General features: G+C 64.5%; 24 protein-coding genes. 11 read left to right on the forward strand and 13 right to left on the reverse strand.

Annotated elements, in window-relative coordinates; genetic code table 11:
* Positions 1–67: 67 nt before the first annotated feature.
* The 4 genes from AC1DPX_RS03465 to AC1DPX_RS03480 all read right to left on the reverse strand — a co-directional run bounded on the left by AC1DPX_RS03465 (position 68) and on the right by AC1DPX_RS03480 (position 4,302).
* Positions 68–1,069, reverse strand: coding sequence for an LLM class flavin-dependent oxidoreductase (locus AC1DPX_RS03465; protein WP_202356829.1), 1,002 nt, complete (start codon positions 1,067–1,069; stop codon positions 68–70).
* Positions 1,066–1,902, reverse strand: coding sequence for an arylamine N-acetyltransferase family protein (locus tag AC1DPX_RS03470; protein ID WP_477234589.1), 837 nt, complete (start codon positions 1,900–1,902; stop codon positions 1,066–1,068). The genes AC1DPX_RS03465 and AC1DPX_RS03470 overlap by 4 nt, the downstream gene beginning before the upstream one ends.
* A 71-nt stretch (positions 1,903–1,973) precedes the next feature.
* Positions 1,974–3,143: an AI-2E family transporter gene (locus AC1DPX_RS03475; protein ID WP_477235741.1), complete on the reverse strand. Its 1,170-nt coding sequence runs from the start codon at positions 3,141–3,143 to the stop codon at positions 1,974–1,976.
* A gap of 97 nt (positions 3,144–3,240) precedes the next feature.
* Positions 3,241–4,302: an LLM class flavin-dependent oxidoreductase gene (locus AC1DPX_RS03480; RefSeq protein WP_477234591.1), complete on the reverse strand. Its 1,062-nt coding sequence runs from the start codon at positions 4,300–4,302 to the stop codon at positions 3,241–3,243.
* Positions 4,303–4,523: 221 nt separating this feature from the next.
* Here AC1DPX_RS03480 and AC1DPX_RS03485 point away from each other — a divergent pair, with 221 nt between their 5' ends.
* Positions 4,524–4,952: a DUF6481 family protein gene (locus AC1DPX_RS03485; protein WP_027047610.1), complete on the forward strand. Its 429-nt coding sequence runs from the start codon at positions 4,524–4,526 to the stop codon at positions 4,950–4,952.
* Positions 4,953–5,051: 99 nt separating this feature from the next.
* Here the strand turns inward: AC1DPX_RS03485 and sugE are convergent, their stop codons facing one another.
* On the reverse strand, positions 5,052–5,366 hold the full coding sequence (gene sugE, locus AC1DPX_RS03490; RefSeq protein WP_477234593.1) for a quaternary ammonium compound efflux SMR transporter SugE: 315 nt from the start codon (positions 5,364–5,366) through the stop codon (positions 5,052–5,054).
* A 193-nt stretch (positions 5,367–5,559) separates the two neighbouring features.
* Positions 5,560–5,784, reverse strand: coding sequence for a hypothetical protein (locus tag AC1DPX_RS03495; protein ID WP_477235783.1), 225 nt, complete (start codon positions 5,782–5,784; stop codon positions 5,560–5,562).
* Positions 5,785–5,898: 114 nt separating this feature from the next.
* Between AC1DPX_RS03495 and AC1DPX_RS03500 the strand changes: the two genes are divergently transcribed.
* The 4 genes from AC1DPX_RS03500 (at position 5,899) to AC1DPX_RS03515 (ending at position 9,236) form a co-directional block, all read left to right on the forward strand.
* Positions 5,899–6,708: a transglutaminase-like domain-containing protein gene (locus AC1DPX_RS03500; protein ID WP_202356834.1), complete on the forward strand. Its 810-nt coding sequence runs from the start codon at positions 5,899–5,901 to the stop codon at positions 6,706–6,708.
* 117 nt (positions 6,709–6,825) lie between these two features.
* Complete coding sequence (locus AC1DPX_RS03505) at positions 6,826–7,776, forward strand: cation diffusion facilitator family transporter (protein WP_477234595.1); 951 nt, start codon at positions 6,826–6,828, stop codon at positions 7,774–7,776.
* Positions 7,777–7,936: 160 nt separating this feature from the next.
* Positions 7,937–8,341, forward strand: coding sequence for a GFA family protein (locus AC1DPX_RS03510; RefSeq protein WP_477234597.1), 405 nt, complete (start codon positions 7,937–7,939; stop codon positions 8,339–8,341).
* 82 nt (positions 8,342–8,423) lie between these two features.
* On the forward strand, positions 8,424–9,236 hold the full coding sequence (locus AC1DPX_RS03515; RefSeq protein ID WP_202356837.1) for a class I SAM-dependent methyltransferase: 813 nt from the start codon (positions 8,424–8,426) through the stop codon (positions 9,234–9,236).
* Here the strand turns inward: AC1DPX_RS03515 and AC1DPX_RS03520 are convergent.
* A complete protein-coding gene (locus AC1DPX_RS03520) occupies positions 9,233–10,504 on the reverse strand; it encodes a DNA recombination protein RmuC (protein WP_477234599.1) in 1,272 nt (423 codons plus the stop codon). The genes AC1DPX_RS03515 and AC1DPX_RS03520 overlap by 4 nt on opposite strands.
* A 103-nt stretch (positions 10,505–10,607) precedes the next feature.
* On the opposite strand from AC1DPX_RS03520, the gene def reads away from it, so the two are divergent.
* From def to truA, 4 genes are read left to right on the forward strand one after another with little or no spacing between them, the layout of a single operon-like run.
* Positions 10,608–11,138 carry a peptide deformylase gene (gene def / locus AC1DPX_RS03525; protein WP_115141492.1) on the forward strand — a complete coding sequence of 177 codons (531 nt, stop codon included), beginning with the start codon at positions 10,608–10,610 and terminating at the stop codon, positions 11,136–11,138.
* A gap of 6 nt (positions 11,139–11,144) precedes the next feature.
* Positions 11,145–12,098, forward strand: a complete 954-nt coding sequence (fmt, locus tag AC1DPX_RS03530) for a methionyl-tRNA formyltransferase (RefSeq protein WP_477234601.1) — start codon at positions 11,145–11,147, stop codon at positions 12,096–12,098.
* Positions 12,095–12,601 (forward strand): GNAT family N-acetyltransferase, encoded by a 507-nt coding sequence (locus tag AC1DPX_RS03535; RefSeq protein ID WP_202351958.1) that lies wholly within the window; start codon positions 12,095–12,097, stop codon positions 12,599–12,601. The genes fmt and AC1DPX_RS03535 overlap by 4 nt, the downstream gene beginning before the upstream one ends.
* Before the next feature lie 21 nt (positions 12,602–12,622).
* A complete protein-coding gene (gene truA, locus AC1DPX_RS03540; RefSeq protein ID WP_477234603.1) occupies positions 12,623–13,369 on the forward strand; it encodes a tRNA pseudouridine(38-40) synthase TruA in 747 nt (248 codons plus the stop codon).
* Between the two features lie 16 nt (positions 13,370–13,385).
* Here the strand turns inward: truA and AC1DPX_RS03545 are convergent, their stop codons facing one another.
* Both AC1DPX_RS03545 and dapE read right to left on the reverse strand, forming a co-directional pair.
* A complete protein-coding gene (locus tag AC1DPX_RS03545; protein WP_477234605.1) occupies positions 13,386–14,018 on the reverse strand; it encodes a transporter in 633 nt (210 codons plus the stop codon).
* A 5-nt stretch (positions 14,019–14,023) separates the two neighbouring features.
* On the reverse strand, positions 14,024–15,217 hold the full coding sequence (gene dapE / locus AC1DPX_RS03550; protein ID WP_477234607.1) for a succinyl-diaminopimelate desuccinylase: 1,194 nt from the start codon (positions 15,215–15,217) through the stop codon (positions 14,024–14,026).
* 125 nt (positions 15,218–15,342) lie between these two features.
* Here dapE and AC1DPX_RS03555 point away from each other — a divergent pair, with 125 nt between their 5' ends.
* Positions 15,343–16,395 carry a 2-dehydropantoate 2-reductase gene (locus AC1DPX_RS03555; RefSeq protein ID WP_477234609.1) on the forward strand — a complete coding sequence of 351 codons (1,053 nt, stop codon included), beginning with the start codon at positions 15,343–15,345 and terminating at the stop codon, positions 16,393–16,395.
* On the opposite strand, the gene AC1DPX_RS03560 is transcribed toward AC1DPX_RS03555, so the two are convergent.
* From AC1DPX_RS03560 to dapD, 4 genes are all read right to left on the reverse strand, one after another.
* Complete coding sequence (locus AC1DPX_RS03560) at positions 16,298–17,071, reverse strand: hypothetical protein (RefSeq protein ID WP_202356846.1); 774 nt, start codon at positions 17,069–17,071, stop codon at positions 16,298–16,300. The two genes, AC1DPX_RS03555 and AC1DPX_RS03560, sit on opposite strands and share 98 nt — an antisense overlap.
* 127 nt (positions 17,072–17,198) lie before the next feature.
* Positions 17,199–17,576: a DUF805 domain-containing protein gene (locus AC1DPX_RS03565; protein WP_202356847.1), complete on the reverse strand. Its 378-nt coding sequence runs from the start codon at positions 17,574–17,576 to the stop codon at positions 17,199–17,201.
* Positions 17,569–17,922 carry a DUF805 domain-containing protein gene (locus AC1DPX_RS03570; RefSeq protein ID WP_477234611.1) on the reverse strand — a complete coding sequence of 118 codons (354 nt, stop codon included), beginning with the start codon at positions 17,920–17,922 and terminating at the stop codon, positions 17,569–17,571. Before AC1DPX_RS03570 ends, AC1DPX_RS03565 begins: the two co-directional genes overlap by 8 nt.
* 72 nt (positions 17,923–17,994) lie before the next feature.
* Positions 17,995–18,849 carry a 2,3,4,5-tetrahydropyridine-2,6-dicarboxylate N-succinyltransferase gene (gene dapD, locus AC1DPX_RS03575; protein ID WP_202356849.1) on the reverse strand — a complete coding sequence of 285 codons (855 nt, stop codon included), beginning with the start codon at positions 18,847–18,849 and terminating at the stop codon, positions 17,995–17,997.
* 225 nt (positions 18,850–19,074) lie between these two features.
* Between dapD and AC1DPX_RS03580 the strand changes: the two genes are divergently transcribed.
* The gene (locus tag AC1DPX_RS03580; protein ID WP_081296171.1) at positions 19,075–19,920 is read left to right on the forward strand and encodes an LOG family protein; all 846 of its coding nucleotides are present in this window, start codon (positions 19,075–19,077) and stop codon (positions 19,918–19,920) included.
* Positions 19,921–19,997 lie beyond the last annotated feature (77 nt).

The following is a 19,997-nucleotide window of genomic DNA, read 5'->3' on the forward strand; positions in this document are numbered from 1 at the left end:
CTGTTGCGGGGGACGCGCCGCACTTAGCAGAGCATCGCTGCAGGCAAAAGCACCTGGCGGATAAATGTCAGGCCGCCTGTGACAGCGATTTGTGAGCATCAGCCAGGATCTCGAACGACCGCACCCGCGCCGCGTGATCGAAGATCTGCGCGGTGACCATCAGCTCGTCCGCGCCGGTGCGGCGCACGAAGGCATCGATGCCCTGGCGCACCGTTTCGGGAGAGCCGACGACGGCGCAAGACAGCGCCTGGCCGAGCATGGTCTTGGCCATCGGGTCGAGATCCCTGTCATAGTTCTCGACCGGCGGCGGCAACCGTCCGGGACGGCCGGTGCGCAAATTGACGAAGGCCTGCTGCAGCGAGGTGAACAGCAGCCGCGCCTCGGCATCGGTGGGTGCGGCAAAGACGTTGAGGCCGAGCATGACATGCGGCCTGTCGAGCTGTTCCGACGGCTGGAAGCGCGAGCGATAGATGTCCAGCGCATGGTCGAGCTCGGCCGGCGCGAAATGCGAGGCGAAGGCATAGGGCAGGCCGAGCATGGCGGCGAGCTGCGCGCCGTAGAGGCTGGAGCCGAGAATCCAGATCGGCACGGTCTGGCCCTCGCCCGGCACGGCGCGCAAGCGCTGGCCTTCCTCGGCGGGGAGGAAATAGCCCATCAGCTCGACGACATCCTGCGGGAAACTGTCGGCGCCGGCCTCGAGGTTGCGGCGCAAGGCGCGCGCGGTGTTCATGTCGGTGCCGGGGGCCCGGCCGAGGCCGAGATCGATGCGGCCGGGAAACAGGGCGGCCAGCGTGCCGAACTGCTCGGCGATGACCAGCGGCGCATGGTTGGGCAGCATGATACCGCCGGCGCCGACGCGAATGGTTTTGGTGCCGCCGGCGACATGGGCGATGACCACCGATGTGGCGGCGCTGGCAATGCCCGGCATGTTGTGGTGCTCGGCCAGCCAGTAACGCTTGTAGCCCAGCCGCTCGGCATGGCGGGCGAGATCGAGCGAATTGGCCAGCGACTGCGAGGCATTGCTGCCTTCGACGATCGGCGACAGGTCGAGAACAGACAATTCGGTCATGCGTTGATCTCCACGATCTTATTCTCACGCACCCTGGCCTCGAAAGCCGTGCGGTCGGGAATGATGATGCCGAGCCGGCCTTCCAGCGTGTCGGCGAGTTCGGCGGCGGTGGCGATCTCTGTCTGCTCGGTGCGGCCGCCAAGGTGATGGATCGACAGGCGGTTGCCGCGCAACGCGTAGCGCCGGTCCGGTGCGGCGCGCGCCGCTATGACAGTGCTGAGGAAATGCGATGTCGGGCTGGTCGACAGGAAATAGTTGGTGACGGAATAGTCGACCTCGTATTGCGGCTGCAGGTCGAAGCGGTAGAGCGAGCGCCAGTCGCCGCCGATGGCGGCCTGCAGGCGGAAATGATCGCCGGCCTCGACGATGCGGAATGTCTCGTGCGGGGTCGCCTGTTCGCGGCCCGGCTCGAGCAGCAGCGGCGCGGTCAGGGTCAGGCCGCCGAAGCCGACATCGGCGATATAGGTCCGGCCATCGAACTCGACGCGCAATAGCATGTGGCTGCGCGCGGTGATGGCGTCCTCGCTCTGGCCCCAGAGCACGCGCGCGGCCAGACCGACCACCTCGAAACCAAGCGCCCGCAGCGCATGCATGAAGAGGAGGTTGTGCTCGAAGCAATAGCCGCCACGCCCGCCAAGGACGATCTTGTCCTGCAGCGCGGCAAGGTCGAGCCGAACGGGCTGGCCGAGAAACGGATCGATGTTTTCGAACGGGATCGCCTGCGGGTGCAAGAAATGCAGCGTCTTCAGCGTATCCAGCGATGCATCCCGCGGACCGGCGTAACCGATTCGAGCGAGATAGGCGTCGAGGTCGAAGGGAGGGGCGTCGCTCATAAGGAAGGCACCGGGCGTTGACCGGCCGGATATAGGCATCCGATGCGCAAGCCGCAAACACGGCGAGCCTTCTATACCGCCGCCTTGCCGTTCTCCTCGACGGGTTCGTCCTCGACCACGGCGGTTTGCTGCGCGGCGAGGAAATTGCCGACATGGCCAAGTCCCTCGAAATGGTCGCAGAACACTTTTATGACGACCAGCAGCGGCACCGCCATCAGCGCGCCGACGAAACCCCACAGCCACGACCAGAAGGCAATGGCGATGAAGATCGCCACCGCGTTGATCTCCAGACGCCTGCCGACCACCATCGGCGTCACGAACTGGCCTTCGACGACGTCGCACAACAGCACGAAGGCCGGCGCCAGAAGCGCATAGGAAATGGTGTCGAAGCTGATCAGCGCCATCACGGCGACCAGCACGATGGTCAACAGCGCGCCGACATAGGGCAGGAAGTTGAACAATGCCGCGGCCACACCCCAGACCAGCGGGTTGGGCATGCCGAGCGCCCACAGGCCGAGGCCTATGACCGCGCCGAGACCGGCATTGATGATGGTGACGGTGAGCAGATAGTGCGAGATCTCGCGCTCCACGTCATAGACGACGCGCAGCGCCCGCTTCTTTTCGCTGAGGCTGGCGAAGGACTGGATGATCTTCTCGTAGAACATGGTGCCGGAGGAGAGCAGGAACAGCGACAGCACGAAGATGATAGTGAGGCTTGTTCCGGCCGACAGGATGTTGCTGGCGGCCGACGACAGGATGCCGGACTGGGCGACCGCGACTTTCTGGATACCCGGCTCTTGCGAGGTCTCGGTCATCTGTTCGACCTGATGCGAAATCTGCATGATCCTTTCCAGCGGACGCCGCAACTGCGCCAGCCGCTCGGTCAGTTGCTGGCCGATCGACGAGGTGTTGTTGAGGAGATCGATGACAGGACCTGAGAGCAGATAGCCGGCGATGGCGAAAACGCAGATGGACAAAATAACCAGGAGCGTCGCCGAAACCACTTCGGGAATGCCGCGCTTGCGCAGCAGCCGCACGATCGGCGTCAATGTCAGCGCCAACAGGAAAGCCAGCATCACCGGCATGAAAAAGGCGCGGCCGAAATAGAGCGCATAGACGCTCATGAAAATGAAGATGCCGACCAGCAGCGAGCGCATCAGATGCGTGTCCGCCCGGGCCTCGACGCGCGGATCCGGGCTTTCAGCAACGCCTGCGCCGGTGGCGGCGGGTTCGGCTTTCATCATGGACCCTCAGCGGTGCGCCGCAACTGGCACAGTCCGTTGACGGGAAACGCCGGCGCGTCGGCAAGGTTCCTTTGGCCGGCAAGGCCGCGGCGGCTTATGCCACCGGCGCCGCCACCGCCGGCGCGGACTTCGCCGTTTCCTTGCGCACGATCGGCGCCACTTTGGTGCCGTAGAGTTCGATCGCCTTCATGATCTTGGCGTGCGGCATGGTGCCAATCGCCATCTGCAGCAGGAATCGGTCATTTTTGAAGATCCTGTGCTGGGCAACGATCTTTTCGGCCACCCGCTCGGGACTGCCGACGAACAGGGCGCCGTTGGGGCCACGCGACTGGTCGAAATGCGCCCGCGACGTCGGGCCCCAGCCGCGCTCGCGGCCGATGCGGTTCATCACCTCAGCCTGCGGACCGTAGAAATCGTCGGCCGCCTGTTCAGTCGTGTCGGCGATGAAGCCATGCACGTTGATGCTGGTGGCGAGGCCCGCCGGGTCGCTGCCGGCGCGCTTGGCGGCCTCGCGGTAGAGGTCGAACAGCGGCGCGAAGCGCGCCGGCTCGCCGCCGATGATGGCAAGCGCCAGCGGCAGGCCGAGCGCACCCGCGCGGGCGGCGGATTGCGGCGTGCCGCCAATGGCGATCCAGACCGGCAGCCTGTCCTGAAAGGGCCGGGGATAGACGCCGCGATCGTTGATCGGCGCGCGCAGATTGCCGGACCAGGTGACCTTCACCTGATCGCGGATGGCGAGCAGCAGGTCGAGCTTTTCGGCGAAGAGCTCGTCATAGTCCTCGAGATTGTAGCCGAACAGCGGGAAGGATTCGATGAACGAGCCGCGCCCGGCCATGATCTCGGCACGGCCGCCCGAGAGAAGATCGAGCGTGGCGAATTGCTGGAAGACGCGCACCGGATCGTCCGAGGAGAGCACCGTGACCGCACTGGTCAGCTTGATGCGCTTCGAGCGCTCGGCGGCGGCGGCCAGCGCCACGACCKGCGCGGAGGCCGCATAGTCGGGGCGGTGATGCTCGCCCAGACCAAAGACGTCGAGACCGACCTGGTCGGCCAGCTCGACCTCCTCGATGAGGTTGCGCAGCCGCTCATACGGCCCGATGGCGCCTGGGCCGGGCTGCGGGCTGACGTCGGCAAAGGTGTAGAGACCGAGTTCCATGTGATGTCATCCTGGTGTTGGGTTTTGAGGCTAGAGGTAGCCACCGGCCTGCCTCGCCGCCAGAGGGGCTAGTGGTGAACAGTGCATGTCGGTTTGGGCAGGAAAAGGCGTCTCCCGGCTGCAACATCGCGGAATTTCATGGCTGGCATACCGATTTGGCGCTTGAACTCTCAGCATTCGCGCGTATGTAAGCCTCGCGAATTGACTTCAGGGAAGTGGACTTGGCTATCTACAGGGAAAAAGACATTTTCGAGCGGCGCAATGCCGCGAACGAGGCAAAGAAGGCGCTTCTGGAGCGCTTCAAGTCAAAGCCGGCGGCAGATGATCCTGCGGTGCTGGCGCGACAGGCCGAACGCAAGGCGATCCTCCAGGCTCGTGAGATCCGCGAAGCCGAGAAGGCAAGGCTGAAGCAGGAAAAGCTGGCACGCGAAGCGGCTGAGAAGGCCGAGCGCGAGGCAGCAGCCGAAGCGGCACGTATCGCCGCCGAAGAGGCAGCCCAGGCCGAAGCCAAAATTCGGGAAGCCGAAGAGACCGAGCGCATTGCCCGCCTGCTTGCAGACGAGGCCGAGCGCAAGGCCAAGCGCGACGCCCGTTATGCGGCGCGCAAGGCTCGGACCGGCCGCGCTCCTCCGGGCTTCTCCGCCCGCTAACAGCTTCGGCGCAGCCAAGTTCGAAGATTGAATCAGGGTCGCCTCACAGCGGCCCTGAAAGTGTTTGTGCGGAAGCGCGGCTTTTTGGAGGACTTCCGCTCAGACCGCGAACTTCAGCCCCATAATGCCGCAGACGATCAGCGCGATGCAGCCGAGCCGGATCGCGGTGGCGGGCTCGCCGAGCAGCCAGATGCCGAGCAGGGCCGTGCCGACCGTGCCGATTCCGGTCCACACCGCATAGGCGGTGCCGACGGGAAGCGCCTTCAGCGCCAGGCCGAGCAAGGTGAGGCTGACGATCATCGAGGCGACCGTCAGCGCGGTCGGAACCAGCCTGGTAAATCCGTCGGTGTATTTGAGGCCGATCGCCCAGCCGATTTCAAACAGGCCGGCGAAAAACAGAAGAATCCATGACATCGGAACGCTCCATCCAGCATCGGGCCGGAGACAGGATCCGATCCTCAGATGCCGATTGTTAAGGCGGGTCGTCCCGACCGAATTGTTGGGGAGGCGCGGGGTCGTCCCCGCGCCATCGATATAGGTTGCCCAAAACGTCCGATCAACCCGGCGTCATTGTTCGACGCCGCCGGTGGGTTGCGGCGCCTGAAGCCTACTTTTCCTTGATGCGCATCGCCTTGACCGGCGGCGCCTTCAGGGCGGGAGCGGGCGCCGGCTTCTTGGCATCCTTCTTCGGCTTGCGGGCTTCCTTGCCTGCCTTCATCGCACCTTTAGCCATGATTCGTTCCTCCAGTTGCGGGGAATGAAGTGAAACAAGAGAAACGCGTTGCTGCAAGAGGGCAGCGCTTGCCGCGACCTGCCGGTCGGCAGCTTTCAACCAATTTCTAATTTGYTCGTAAACGACGGCTGTCCGTGCCATTCTCATCTTCGCACTGCAGCATCGACCCGCGCTTTCGCCGGGTGATCGCCAGGCAGGCCGGTCAGGACGACAATGCGGATCCACATCGGCTGCGAGATGAGTTTCGACTTCCCGCAGGAGACGCCGCTCATCGCGATGCTCAATGTCCACTATTCGCGCGCCTCCGACCTCGAGCGCCCGGATTTCCTGACTTCCAGCCCGCCAGTTCCAATTCAGGGTTATCGCGACAGTTTCGGCAATTGGTGCAACCGCTTCGTGGCGCCACCCGGGCGGTTCACTTTCGGCACGGATGCGGTGATCCGCGATCCCGGCACCTTCGAAATGGCCGAACTGATGGCCTGGCAGCACGAGGTGCGCGACCTGCCGGCGGAGACGCTGCTGTTCCTCCTGCCCAGCCGGTTCTGCGAGAGCGACCTTTTGGCCAGCGAAGCCTGGCGGCTGTTCGGCCATACGCCGCTCGGCATCCCGCGCGTGCAGGCGGTGTGCGATTTCGTTCACAACCACATCGTCTTCAACTACGGCAACGCACGGCCGACGCGCACGGCGGCGGAAGCCTATCGCGAGCAGAGCGGCGTATGCCGCGACTACGCGCATCTTGCCGTCACCTTCTGCCGGGCGCTCAACATCCCGACTCGCTACTGCACCGGCTACATCAGCGATATCGGCATGCCGAAGCCGTGGTCGAGCATGGATTTCGCCGCCTGGATGGAAGTCTATCTCGGCGGCCGCTGGCACGTCTTCGACCCGCGCAACAATGCGCCGCGCATCGGCCGCATCCTGATCGCTTCCGGCCGCGACGCGGCGGATGTGCCGCTGACCCATATTTTCGGCCCGGGTACGCTCGCTGGCTTCAAGGTGTGGACCGACGAGATCGTCGAATAGGCACCGTCCCTCGGTCGCAGGCAAATCGCATCTTGAACGACCTGGCCGTTGGCGCGTTGTGGTGGAGCTTCGGCCGTCCGGCCGTTAGACTGGGTGTGTTGAACGGAGACCAACCGCATGGCCGGGCATGGCGGCTCCAAAACGGTCATCTATGCGGCGCTCGCCGGCAATCTGGCCATCGCGCTGACCAAGTTCGCCGCCGCTTTCTTCACCGGCAGCTCGGCCATGCTGTCGGAAGGCGTGCATTCGCTGGTCGATACCGGCAATGGCGGCCTGCTGYTCTATGGCATGCACAGGGCCGCGCGCCCAGCCGACCGCACGCATCCGCTTGGACATGGCCGCGAACTCTATTTCTGGAGCTTCATCGTTGCGCTGCTGGTTTTCGCGCTGGGCGCCGGCGTGTCGTTCTACGAAGGCATCATCCACATCATGGCGCCGGAGCCGGTCGCCAACGTCACGGTGAACTATGCCGTTCTGGGCCTCTCCTTCCTGTTCGAAGGCGGCTCCTGGATGGTGGCGCTGAAGGAATTCCGCCGGGAGAAGGGCACGCAAGGCTGGCTGCAGGCCGTGCAATCGAGCAAGGACCCCAGCGTCTATACCGTGCTGTTCGAGGACAGTGCCGCCCTTCTCGGCTTGATCGTCGCTTTTGCCGGCATATTGGCGGCGCAACTTCTGGAGATGCCGGAGCTCGATGGCGCCGCCTCGATCGGCATCGCGCTCATCCTCGGCGCGACCGCGATTTTCCTCGCCCGTGAAAGCAAGGGCCTGCTCATCGGCGAGCCGGCCTCGCTCGAGGTGCAGAAAAAGGTGCTGGCGATCGCCCAGCAGGATCCGGCGGTGCAGCGGGCGAACGGCGTCCTGACAGTCCACATGGGGCCGCAAGAGATCGTCGCCGGGCTTAGCATCGAGTTCGAGGACCATCTGGCGGCACCGGAAATCGAGGCCTGTGTCGAGCGCATCGAGGGCCGCCYGAAGAAGGAGATGCCGGAGATCACGCGGCTGTTCGTCAAGCCCCAGACCACGGGTACCTGGGAGCAGCGGCGCAAGCTGATCGATGCCGCCTCCTAACTCTTTTTTTGCGTAATTCCCAAGGGCAAAGCGCTGTGCGCTTTGCCCGGGGAAAACCGCTCGCACTTTTCCTGGAATTGCTAGTCCTGGACCAGCACTGCACCGTTGCCCCGTCGCCTTGCCTTGCTAAGATCGGGCGAAGCATTTCGGAGGAACGACCATGAAGATCGACGGCGGGTGCCATTGCGGCGCCATCAATTACGAAGCTGAGGTCGACCCAGAAAAGACCTCGATCTGCCACTGCACGGACTGCCAGCAGTTGACCGGCACGGCGTTTCGCGTCTCGGTGCGGGTGCCGGAGGAGGACTACCACATCACCAGGGGCACGCCGAAAGTCTACATCAAGACCGGGGCCAGCGGTGCCAAGCGCGCCCAGGGCTTTTGCGGAGAATGCGGTTCGCATCTCTATGCGACGTCTGTCGGTGACGGGCCAAAGGTTTACGGCATCCGCGTCGGCACGGCGCGGCAGCGCGACGAACTCGTTCCCAAGACGCAGTACTGGCATCGGTCGGCGCTGCACTGGCTGCCGGAATTCGAGGGCACCAGGATCGTGGAGGAGCAGTAGCCCCGGCCTCCCGGTCGAAAGCCGCCCCAGGACAAGCAATTATGTGCTAGCCTCGCTCACCATCAAAGGGCGGGTGACAGCGATGTTGGAAACGGACAAACTGTTTGCCGGCTCGATCCCGGAAAACTACGACCGCTATATGGTGCCGTTGATTTTCGAGCCATTCGCCGCGGACCTTGCGCGGCGGGCAGCGGCCTTCTCGCCCAAAGCCGTGCTGGAAGTCGCCGCGGGCACCGGGGTCGTCACCCGTGCCCTGGCGCCAAAACTGTCGCCTGACGCAATCTATGTCGTGACCGACCTCAACCAGCCGATGCTCGACTATGCCGCTTCGCGACAAGCGCCCGACGCTCGCATCCAGTGGCGCCAGGCCGATGCCATGGCGCTGCCGTTCGAAGACGCGGCCTTCGATCTCGTTTGCTGCCAGTTCGGCGCGATGTTCTTTCCCAGCCGCCCATCCGCCTACCGCGAGGCCAGGCGTGTGCTGAAGCCCGGCGGACATTTTCTGTTCAACGTCTGGGACCGCATCGAGGAGAATGTGTTTGCCGATGACGTGACGAATGCGCTGGCAAGGATTTTCCCGGACGATCCGCCGCGCTTTCTGGCCCGCACGCCGCATGGCTACCACGATATGGCGCTGATCCGAGGGGACCTCGAAGAGGCCGGCTTCTCCGATGCGGCGATCGAGACGAGGGCCGAACAGAGCCGTGCGCCCTCACCGCGCATTCCGGCCGTTGCCTATTGCCAGGGAACCGTGCTCCGCACCGAAATCGAGGCTCGGGATCCGGGCAAACTCGACGCTGCAACAGACTATGCCGCAGCCGCGATTGCGGCCAGGCATGGCAACGGCGCGGTTGCCGCCAAAATCCAGGCACACGTCATCGTGGCTGTGGCCTAGTCGTCGCCTTCGACGACGCGCAGCCTGAGCTGGCCGGTCTTTGAATCGGCAACGCGCGGGCCGGGCTCGAGTTTCGCCGCGGGTGCCCGCGACGGTGCGTCCTGGCCGGCATCGCCATCGGCCTGCGCGCCGAACTCGAGCGCCTCGATCTTCTGGCCGCGCTTGGTCACCTTCGACGTCGAGACGAGGATATCGTCGATGTCCTTGGCCGACTGGCCGAAATGCACCTGCAGCTTGCGCACGCGCTCGTCGACGCGCGCGACATCCTCCATCAGCCGGATCACCTCGCCCTGGATCAGATGCGCCTGTTCGCGCATGCGGGCGTCCTTGAGGATGGCCTGGATGACCTGGATCGACAGCATCAGCAGCGACGGCGAGACGATGACGACGCGGGCGCGGTGCGCCTTGTGGACGATCGCCTCGAAATTCTCGTGGATTTCGGCGAACACCGATTCCGACGGCACGAACATGAAGGCGGTGTCCTGCGTTTCGCCCTGGATCAGGTATTTTTCCGAGATATCGCGGACATGGATCTCGATGTCGCGGCGGAAAGCCTGCGACGCGACCTTCTGCAGGTCGGCGCCGTCGGCGGCCCGGATGGCGTTCCAGGCTTCCAGCGGGAACTTGGCGTCGATGGCCAGCGAGGGCGCGCCGTTGGGCATCTTCACCAGGCAATCGGGCCGGCTGCCGTTCGACAGCGTCGCCTGGAATTCGTATGCGCCCATCGGCAGGCCGTCGGCGACGATCGCCTCCATGCGCGACTGGCCGAAGGCACCGCGCGTCTGCTTGTTGGAGAGGATCGCCTGCAGCTGCACGACCTGGCCGGCAAGCGACTGGATGTTGCCTTGCGCGGTATCGATGATCGCCAGCCGCTCCTGCAGTTTGGCCAGGCTTTCATGCGTGGACTTTGTCTGTTCGGTCATGGTCTGGCCGAGGCGGCCGGTCATGGCGTCGAGGCGCTGGCCGATCGACTGGGTCAGCTCCGCCTGGCGCGCGCCGAACACTTCGGCGATCGCGCCCATGCGGCCCTGCATCTCGGCCTGGCTTTGCAAGATGCCGGCCATCCGCGCCTCGGCATCACGGGCATGGTCGGCGGCTTCCGCCGCTGCAACCGCGCGCGCCTTGGCCGACCGCCACAGCGCGACGACCAGCGCCACGAACAGGCCGAGGAACAGCAAGGCGCCGAAGGCCAGGGCGTGGCCGAGCGTGATTGTCGAGGCGCCAAGCCGTGCGACGGGCTGCGAAAGGATGGTGCTCAGATCATTCATGTGGACAGCATAGCCGATTCGGCGTGACCGCACAGATCAAAACAAGAACATGGCCTAGATGCCCCGGTTGACGCTTTTCGCTGGAGGTCTTACGTGGGACGCCATGCCGATCAAGCCGCTCATCATCCTTCCCGATCCCATCCTGCGCCAGCTTTCCAAGCCGGTGGAGCGCGTCGACGCGCCTTTGCGCAAACTGGCCGACGACATGCTGGCGACCATGTATGACGCGCCCGGCATCGGACTGGCGGCCATCCAGATCGGCGAGCCGCTGCGCATGCTGGTGATCGACCTAGCCAAGGAAGACGAAACGCCGGCGCCGCATGTCTTCATCAACCCCGAGATCCTGGAAAGCGCGGAGGCGCGGTCGGTCTACGAGGAAGGCTGCCTGTCGATCCCCGACTATTACGCCGAGGTCGAGCGCCCGGCTTCGGTGCGGGTGAAGTATCTCGACCGCGACGGCAAGCTGCAGGAGATGGAGGCCGAAGGGCTGATGGCGACCTGCCTGCAGCACGAGATCGACCATCTCAACGGCGTGTTGTTCATCGACCACATCTCGAAGCTGAAGCGCGACATGGTGGTGAAGAAATTCAAGAAGCTCGCCAAGGACAAGGCGCCGGGCAAGCTGGTGGGATAGGGGGAAATGCCCCTTCGCGTCATCTTCATGGGCACGCCGGAGTTTTCGGTGCCGACGCTGCGCGCGATCGCCGAGGCCGGACATGAGATACCAGCCGTCTACACGCAGCCTCCACGCGCCGGCGGACGGCGCGGGCTGGAGCTGACGCCGTCGCCTGTGCAGCGCGAGGCCGAGCGGCTGGGCATCGAGGTGCGGACGCCGACATCCCTCAAGGGCGAGGCCGAGCAGGCCGCTTTCAGCGCCCTGCGGGCCGATATCGCCGTGGTCGTCGCGTATGGGTTGCTGCTGCCGAAGGCAATTCTCGACGCGCCCCGGCTCGGCTGCATCAATGGCCATGCGTCGCTTTTGCCGCGCTGGCGCGGCGCCGCCCCTATCCAGCGCGCCATCATGGCGGGTGACCCGGAAAGCGGCATGATGGTGATGCGCATGGAAGAGGGTCTCGACACCGGACCGGTGGGATTGCTTGAAAAATGTGCCATCGAGCCCGATATGACAGCCGGCGATCTGCATGATCGGTTGATGCGCGTCGGTGCTGCCCTGATGGTGGAAGCGCTGGCGCGGCTGGAAGAGAACACCCTGACATTTACCGCGCAAGCGGCGGAAGGGGTGACTTACGCCAGAAAAATCGATAAATCCGAGACGCGCGTGGACTGGACGCGGCCCGCGGCCGAGGTCCACAACCACCTTCGTGGCCTGTCGCCCTTCCCCGGCGCCTGGTCCGAAATTGACATTGGCGGCCGCATGGAACGGCTGAAACTGCTTCGCTCGACGCTGTCCGAAGGCCTGTCGCCTTCGGACGATTTGAGCGAGTCGGGAGGAATTCTCGATGACCGGCTGACGGTCGCCTGCGGGACAGGCGCGCTCAGACTGGTCGAAGTTCAACGTGCGGGCGGAAAGCCCGCCGCCGCGTCGGAATTCCTGCGCGGAGCCAAGATCGTAAAAGGAATGAAGTTCTCATGAGCATGATGTCGATACGCGCGGCGACGCCGCGGGATCGCGAGGCCATTCGCCTCGTGGAAGAACATGCCTTCGGCCAACAGGCGGAGGCCGGGCTGGTCGACGCGCTGGTCACCGGCGGCGACGCCGTCGTCGAACTGGTGGCGGAAGAAGACGGCCAGGTGGTCGGCCATATCCTGTTTTCGCGGCTGTTCGTCCAGAATGGCGGCAAGAGCCTGGCGGCCGTGGCGCTGGCGCCGCTGGCGGTGGAACCTTCGTTCCATGGCTCAGGCATTGGCGGCGCGCTGATCCGCGAGGCGCATATCCGCCTCAAGGATGCCGGCGAGACGCTGGCCGTGGTGCTGGGCGACCCGGCCTATTACGGCCGTTTCGGCTATAGCCACGCGCGGGCCGAGAAGTTCGAGAGCGAATACCAGGGCGAAGCGCTGCAGGCGCTGGCCTGGGGCGACGCTCCGGAGGCCGGGAAGCTGGTCTACGCTTCCGCCTTCACCGCTCTCGCCGCCTAGGCGAGAACGTAAGCTGCCGGCATGCCGCGTTTTCGTCTCGACATCGAATATGACGGCAGCCTGTTTGCCGGCTGGCAGCACCAGGCCGACCAGCCTTCGGTGCAGCAGGCGATCGAGCAGGCGATCGAGAAATTCTGCGGCGAGGCGGTGCGGTTGCGCGCCGCCGGCCGCACCGATGCCGGCGTGCATGCGACCGCCCAGGTGGCGCATGCCGACCTCGTCAAGGCATGGCCTGGCGACAAGGTGCGCGATGCCGTCAACGCCCATCTGCAGGCAGCCGGCGCGCATGTCGCTATCCTGAAGGCGGCGATCGTCCCGGATGAGTTCGACGCGCGCTTCTCGGCCACCGGCCGCCACTATCTCTACCGCATCCTCAACCGCCGCGCGCCCGCGGCGCTGGAAAAGGGCAAGGTGTGGTGGGTGCCGAAGCGGCTTGACGCCGGCGCCATGCACGAGGCCGCGAAACTTCTTCTCGGCCGGCATGATTTCACCACCTTCCGTTCGACCCAGTGCCAGGCCAACAGCCCGGTTCGCACGCTGGAACGGCTCGATGTGAGCCGGGCGGGCGACATGATCGAGGTGAGGGCTTCGGCCCGTTCCTTCCTGCACAACCAGGTACGCTCCATGGTCGGCTCGCTCAAGCGCGTCGGCGATGGCGGCTGGACCGAAGCCGATCTCAAGGCGGCGCTCGAAGCGCGCGACCGCGCCGCCTGCGGCCAGGTCGCGCCGCCCGACGGGCTTTTCCTCATTGGCGTCGATTATCCCTGAATAGAGTCCGGAGGCTCTACCCCGGGAATGGCCCAGAAAGGCTCTGGGCCCCGATATCGTCCGGCACGGTGATGCCAAGCAGCATCTGCAGCCCGAACAGCACCAGCAGCGAAGCGATGAACATGCCGACGAAAACGGCGGTGCCGACCGCCACGCCCTTGCCGATCGTGGCGTTGGTCATGCGCCAGGTCAGCGCCATCGACAGGGCAAACAAGAGCAGCGACACAAGGCTCGAGACCTGGCTTGCCGACGTCATGAAAAGCCTGATCAGCGCCGAGGGCAGCATCAGCCAGGCGGTGATGGCGGAGGCCCAGTTGCTGGCCACGACATAGTGGACGAAGCGGCCACCGATGCCGGCGCGCGGCGCGACCACCGCGAACACGACCAGCGGCAGCACCCAGGAGCCGATATCGACCGTTGCCAGGCGCAACAGCATGCCGAAACGGCCCACGAAAGCGTTGGGATCGCCGATGTCGTTGGCGATGCCGACCCAGCCGACGATCAGCGCCGGCGCGGCAACGACAATGGCGAAGAAGGAATTCCAAAAGCCGTCCGCCGACAGGTCGAGCAGGCGCAGGCCGTCGACCTTGCCGAGCATCAGTCGCCAGGCACCGGTCAGCGAAGCTTGGGTTTCATCCGCCGAAAGCATGCTGCTCAGCCCTGCCCGAACCAGTCTTCGATGAAACGCTGATAGATCCGCGTCAGCGTTTCGAGATCTGCAAGGGAGACGCGCTCGTCGACCATATGCATCGTCTTGCCGACCAGGCCGAATTCGACCACCGGGCAGTAATCCTTGATGAAGCGCGCATCCGACGTGCCGCCCGACGTGGACAGCGCCGGTTGCTTGCCGACCGCCGCCTTGATCGAGCCGGCAAGCGTGTCGACCAGCTTGTCGTCGCGGGTCAGGAAAACATGGCTTGGCCGGTCGCGCCAGACAAGGTCGTAGTCGACCGGCGTCTTCTTGCCCGGCCGGTACTTCTTGCGCTTCGCCGCCTGGTCGAGCCGGTTGTGGATTTCGGCCTGGACGGTCTCGGCCGTCCAGGTGTCGTTGAAGCGGATGTTGAAGGTCGCGGTCGCCTTCGCGGGGATGACATTGGTGGCCGGATTGCCGACATCGATGGAGGTGACCTCTAGATTGGTCGGCTGGAAATCCCTGGTCCCCTTGTCGAAGACTGGATGCAGCAAGGCATCGACCAGGCCGATCAGCCCGCGCACCGGATTGTCGGCAAGCTGCGGATAGGCGGCATGGCCCTGGCGGCCATTGACCGTGATCGAACCGGAGAGCGAGCCGCGCCGGCCGATCTTGATCATGTCACCGAGCGCATCCGGATTGGTCGGCTCGCCGACGATCGAGGCATCCCATTTCTCGCCCCGGGAAGCGGCCCATTCGAGCAGCTTGACGGTGCCGTTGATGGCCGGGCCTTCCTCGTCACCGGTGATCAGCAGCGACACCGAGCCCTTAGGACCGCCATTGCTCTCGACATGGCGCGCTATCGCCGCAATGAAGCAGGCAATGCCGCCCTTCATGTCGACGGCGCCACGGCCATACATCTCGCCATTGGCGATCTCGGCGGCGAAAGGCGGATGCGTCCAGGCAGCTTCATCGCCGACCGGCACGACATCGGTATGGCCGGCGAACATCAGATGCGGGCCGTTGCCGGACCGCCTTGCATAGAGGTTCTCGATATCGGGCGTGCCGTCTTCCGAAAAGACCGGCCGGTCGACCAGGAAGCCGAGCGGTTTCAGCATCGCTTCCAGCGCGCTCAGCGCGCCGCCTTCGGCTGGTGTCACCGAGGCGCAACGGATAAGGGCGGCGAGGTTTGCGGCGGGGTCGGTCGGCAGCGTCATGGCAAAAGCGATAATCGAAAGCGGTGGGCCTGTCACGGGCAGACATAGGGGCCAGCCCAATGGCAGACGATGCCGCCGACATTATGGTTTTCATGTCGTATAGTCGGGCCGGTGCGGAGCAAGAGATGGCAGACGGGGAAAAACGGATCGTCATCGCCGGTGCCGGCAGCATCGGCTGCTATGTCGGCGGCTGCCTGGCGCTCGCCGGGCGGCGGGTTGTAATGTTGGCCCGGCCGCGCATCGAGGCCGCGATGAGGCAAAGCGGATTGCGCATCAGCGACCTCGAGGGCCGCGATCGCCTGGTCAAGCCGGACGGGTTCGGGATCACCGCCGATCCCGCCGTCGCACTGCCGCAGGCGGATGTGATCCTGGTGACCGTCAAGAGCGGCGCGACGCAGGAGATGGCGGCGCTGATCGAGACCCATGCCCGTCCCGATGCGGTGGTGGTCAGCCTGCAGAACGGCGTCGACAATGCCGACAGGCTGCGCGCCGGGTGTGGCCCACGAATCGTGCTGGCCGGCATGGTGCCGTTCAACTTGGTGCAATCGCCCGATGGCGAATTGCCGCTGCGCGTCCACCGCGCCAGCGACGGCAAGGTTATGATCGAGGACGGTGGCCTTGCCGGTCTTCTCGATGTCGCCAGTTTTCTCAATGTCGAAGGGCTGGGGGTCGAGACGCATGGCGACATGAAGGCCGTGCTCTGGGGCAAGCTTCTGATGAACCTCAACAACGCGCTGGTGGCGCTGTCGGACCTGCCGCTGGCGCGCGAACTCGCCGACCGCCGCTGGCGGCTGATCCTGGCCGGCCAGATCGACGAGGCCCTGCGGGCGATGAAGGCCTCTGGCATTGTGCCGGCGCGGATCGCCGGGCTGCGGCCGGCGCTGCTGCCGAAGGTGCTGCGGCTCCCGGACTGGCTGTTCAAACGGCTCGCGCGGCGCATGCTGGCGATCGACCCGCAGGCGCGCTCGTCGATGTGGGACGATCTGCAGCGCGGCCGGCCGACGGAAATCGGCGAACTGCAAGGCGCTGTGCTGGGCCTCGCCGAAAGAACGGGGACGCCGGCGCCGCTCCTGAAAAGCGTTACCGCTTTGGTGCGCGCCGCGGAAGCGGCGCGGCTTGGCCCGCCGGGCCTGGCGCCGGAACAGGTTGTGCCGCCGGATGGTTCTCGATCAGCGTGATCTTCTGCCAGATCTTGCGCGACAGATTGGACGCTAGGTTCTCGATGTCGTTGACGCCGTCGATGACGACGTCGTCATTGACCGACTGCGCGAACAGGGCGGCGATCTTGCCGGTGATCGACAGCATTTCGGAGCAATAGTCGAGGTAGCGCGCCAGATCGGCGGCATTGGTGATGCGGGCCGGAGAATGCGCCGTCGGCTTGAAATTGGCCGAGAGTGCCGCCGGATCCTTGGTCAGCTGGTGCATGTCGATGACATGGATCAGCGAGCGCAGGCCGTGCAGTTGGCGAAACACCCGCTTGCGCTTGATTCGCTCCTCGGTGCGGACCAGCGCCAGCAGGCCGAGCACGGCAAGGATGATCATGTTGATCGTGGCTTCGATGCCTTGCACCGACTGCACCGCATCGTCGGCCTGGGAGATGTGGATGAGCGGCAGGATGGTGCCGACGAACAGGAAGATCAGCGCGCCGGCGAGGACAGCGGCGATGATCAGGCCGCGCAGCCACCAGATTGGCTCCTCGAGCGCCTTTGCCGCCTTGGCCAGGTCGCGCGACAGCGACACCAGTTCGGCGGCGACGCCGCGCAGCCCGGCATTGGGAAAGCGCTCGGCAACGCGCTCCTCGAGCCGTTCGGCGGTGTCGATGATCAGTTTCGGATCAAGCGTGCGGTAGCGCATGTCCGATCGGCCCTCAGAGCATGATGCCGAAAAGTGTGAAGCGATTTTCGGACGACATCATGCTCTATCTCTTTGATTTAGAGCCGGATTCATATCTCAGGTCGATTCGACCTGAGATCATCCGGCTCTAGGGTTGTGCCGGCTCGTTGGTGCGCCGGCCATAGCGGTTGGGCCCAGGCTGCCCTGGAAACAGGCACAACACAAGAAAGGCGATGATCGAGACGACCGGTACGAACAGGATCAGCGCGGCAATGCCCGGCTTGTCGAGGTCGTGCAGCCGCTTCACCGCCAGCGCGATGTTCGACCACAGCGAGGCAATGAAGGCGATGAAGAAGATGAACGACCACATGTTGCTCTCGGCCGAGCCTTCCGGCACCAGCGTGAAGCGGTAGAGCGGGAACGCCTGGATGATGGCGACGAGCAGGCCACCAAGAAAATAGGCCGCGCGACTGACGCGGCCCGATGTCTTGAAGAAAAGCCAGGTGAGATTTGAACTGTCAGGCAAGCGGGTCCGGTCCGTATTGATTGGCGCCCCTGGAGCCTTCGAGAATGCCGCATTCCACCAAAAACCAGATCGCGCCGATAAAGGGCACCAGGATGATCAGGCTCCACCAACCGGACTTGCCCCGATCGTGCCAGCGCTTGGCGTAGACGGCGAAGACCGAATAGAGCATGGCGAGCGAGTAGATTACATAGATAAAGCCGTACGGCATTCGGTTGAATGTCGTGCCCAGTATGTTGTCAAGGATCATCGCGATCACCGCGCCGACGAAAATGACGCCCACGCAAGCCCAGAATTTGGCGCGGTTGATGCGACCCTCATAGCTGGTCAGCAGATATTTCCAGTCCATGTCACCCCTCCATGTTGAACCAGCGCGACGGATTGTCGCGCCGGCGGAAGGTGCGCCCGCCCGGCGGAAAGATCAATCGCGCAGCAATTCGTTGATCGAGGTCTTCGAGCGGGTCTTGGCGTCGACGCGCTTGACGATGACGGCGCAGTAGAGGCTGGGGCCGGGCTCGTTGTTTGGAAACTGCTTGCCGGGCATCGAGCCCGCGACGACGACCGAATTGGGCGGCACTTCGCCATAGAAGACCTCGCCGGTGGCGCGATCGACGATCTTGGTCGACTGGCCGATGAAGACGCCCATGCCAAGCACCGAGCCCTCACGCACGATGCAGCCCTCGACAACTTCCGAACGCGCGCCGATGAAGCAATTGTCCTCGATGATGGTGGGGCCGGCCTGCATCGGCTCCAGCACGCCGCCAATGCCGACGCCGCCCGACAGATGCACGTTCTTGCCGATCTGGGCGCAGGAACCAACCGAGGCCCAGGTGTCGACCATGGTGCCCGTGTCGACATAGGCGCCGACATTGACGAAGGACGGCATCAGCACGGCGCCCGGGGCGACATAGGCGGAACGGCGCACGATCGACGACGGCACGGCGCGAAAACCCGCCTTCTCGAAATCGACGGCGCCCCAGCCGTCGAACTTCGACGGCACCTTGTCCCACCAGACGGCCTCGCCCGGGCCACCCTTGATGATCTCCATCGGGTTGAGCCGGAAGGAGAGCAGCACGGCCTTCTTCAGCCACTGGTTGACGTGCCACTTGCCGTCGGGCTGACGTTCGGCGACGCGGGCGGCGCCGCGGTCGAGCAGGTCGAGTGCCGACTGGATGGCGTCGCGCGTCTCGCCGCGGGTCGCGGTCGAAATCGTGTCGCGCTCCTCGAAGGCCTTCTCGATGGTCTTTTCGAGGCTCGCCAGATCGGGCTTCGACATGAATTCGCTCCATTACCAAGCTGTTAAGGGGCTGCGCCTTAACCTGTTTTGAAAGTCGCGCGGACCCCAGGCATGCTTCGCCTGCTTGGGTCCTTGCATAAGCAGGTTCTTGTGGCAAAACCGCCGGATACTTCTGCGGAACCTGCTTATGTTAAGGCTCCATGGGGGTCAATCGCACCTGCGTCATGGGACGGCGCAGTCAAGGAAATTTGGACGGGTAATTTGATGACACCTATGGAAAAGGCGGGGTGGACGCCGCTGCCGCATTCGGACGAGGATCTGGAGCGGTCGAAAAGCGTTCCGGACACGCCGCAGACGCGGGCCGAGACCTACCGGCTTGCCTGGAACGATCCCGACTTCATGACGCGGCGCGAATTGCGCGCGGTGCGGCTGCAGCTCGAACTCCTGAAGCCGGAAATGATCCTGGCCGAACGCGGTATCCGTTCGACGGTGATCCTGTTCGGCGGCGCGCGCCTGCCCGAACCCGGCGGTGAGGCCTGGGCGGCCAAGAACGAGACGCAGAAGAAGAACCTCGAGGAAAACAGCAAATATTACGAGGAGGCGCGCAAATTCGCCCGCCTGTGCTCGCAGCAGTCAGCCGCCTCATACTACCGCGAATATGTCGTGGTGACCGGCGGCGGCCCCGGCGTGATGGAAGCGGGAAACCGCGGCGCCGACGATGTCGGCGCGCCGTCGATCGGGCTCAACATCGTGCTGCCGCATGAGCAGGCGCCGAACGCCTATGTGACGCCGGAGCTGTGCTTCAACTTCCACTATTTCGCCATCCGCAAGATGCATTTCGTCATGCGCGCCAAGGCGGTGGCGGTGTTTCCCGGCGGCTTCGGCACGATGGACGAGTTCTTCGAGACGCTGACGCTGATCCAGACCGGACGCATGGAACGCGTGCCGGTGATCCTGTTCGGCAAATCCTTCTGGAAACGGGCCATCAACCTCGATTTCCTCGCCGAGCAAGGCACGATCAGCCCCGGCGACCAGGACATCATCGATTTCGTCGACACCGCCGACGAGGCCTGGGGGATTGTCAGCCGGTTCTACAAGTTAGGGGAGTAAGGGAGTAGGGCAGTAAGGCAGTAGGGGAAATCGATCTGGAAAGCAGAGCACGAGAACGCATTCCTACTGCCCTACTG

Source organism: Mesorhizobium sp. 01N446 (assembly GCF_056399285.1).

Bases quoted from the DNA above. Each gene is read 5' to 3' on its own strand.
- AC1DPX_RS03465 (WP_202356829.1), bottom strand. From the start codon at position 1,069: ATGACCGAATTGTCTGTTCTCGACCTGTCGCCGATCGTCGAAGGCAGC.
- AC1DPX_RS03470 (WP_477234589.1), bottom strand. From the start codon at position 1,902: ATGAGCGACGCCCCTCCCTTCGACCTCGACGCCTATCTCGCTCGAATC.
- AC1DPX_RS03475 (WP_477235741.1), bottom strand. From the start codon at position 3,143: ATGAAAGCCGAACCCGCCGCCACCGGCGCAGGCGTTGCTGAAAGCCCG.
- sugE (WP_477234593.1), bottom strand. From the start codon at position 5,366: ATGTCATGGATTCTTCTGTTTTTCGCCGGCCTGTTTGAAATCGGCTGG.
- AC1DPX_RS03500 (WP_202356834.1), top strand. From the start codon at position 5,899: ATGCGGATCCACATCGGCTGCGAGATGAGTTTCGACTTCCCGCAGGAG.
- AC1DPX_RS03510 (WP_477234597.1), top strand. From the start codon at position 7,937: ATGAAGATCGACGGCGGGTGCCATTGCGGCGCCATCAATTACGAAGCT.
- AC1DPX_RS03515 (WP_202356837.1), top strand. From the start codon at position 8,424: ATGTTGGAAACGGACAAACTGTTTGCCGGCTCGATCCCGGAAAACTAC.
- AC1DPX_RS03520 (WP_477234599.1), bottom strand. From the start codon at position 10,504: ATGAATGATCTGAGCACCATCCTTTCGCAGCCCGTCGCACGGCTTGGC.
- def (WP_115141492.1), top strand. From the start codon at position 10,608: ATGCCGATCAAGCCGCTCATCATCCTTCCCGATCCCATCCTGCGCCAG.
- fmt (WP_477234601.1), top strand. From the start codon at position 11,145: ATGCCCCTTCGCGTCATCTTCATGGGCACGCCGGAGTTTTCGGTGCCG.
- AC1DPX_RS03535 (WP_202351958.1), top strand. From the start codon at position 12,095: ATGAGCATGATGTCGATACGCGCGGCGACGCCGCGGGATCGCGAGGCC.
- truA (WP_477234603.1), top strand. From the start codon at position 12,623: ATGCCGCGTTTTCGTCTCGACATCGAATATGACGGCAGCCTGTTTGCC.
- AC1DPX_RS03545 (WP_477234605.1), bottom strand. From the start codon at position 14,018: ATGCTTTCGGCGGATGAAACCCAAGCTTCGCTGACCGGTGCCTGGCGA.
- dapE (WP_477234607.1), bottom strand. From the start codon at position 15,217: ATGACGCTGCCGACCGACCCCGCCGCAAACCTCGCCGCCCTTATCCGT.
- AC1DPX_RS03555 (WP_477234609.1), top strand. From the start codon at position 15,343: ATGGCAGACGGGGAAAAACGGATCGTCATCGCCGGTGCCGGCAGCATC.
- AC1DPX_RS03560 (WP_202356846.1), bottom strand. From the start codon at position 17,071: ATGCGCTACCGCACGCTTGATCCGAAACTGATCATCGACACCGCCGAA.
- AC1DPX_RS03570 (WP_477234611.1), bottom strand. From the start codon at position 17,922: ATGGACTGGAAATATCTGCTGACCAGCTATGAGGGTCGCATCAACCGC.
- dapD (WP_202356849.1), bottom strand. From the start codon at position 18,849: ATGTCGAAGCCCGATCTGGCGAGCCTCGAAAAGACCATCGAGAAGGCC.
- AC1DPX_RS03580 (WP_081296171.1), top strand. From the start codon at position 19,075: ATGACACCTATGGAAAAGGCGGGGTGGACGCCGCTGCCGCATTCGGAC.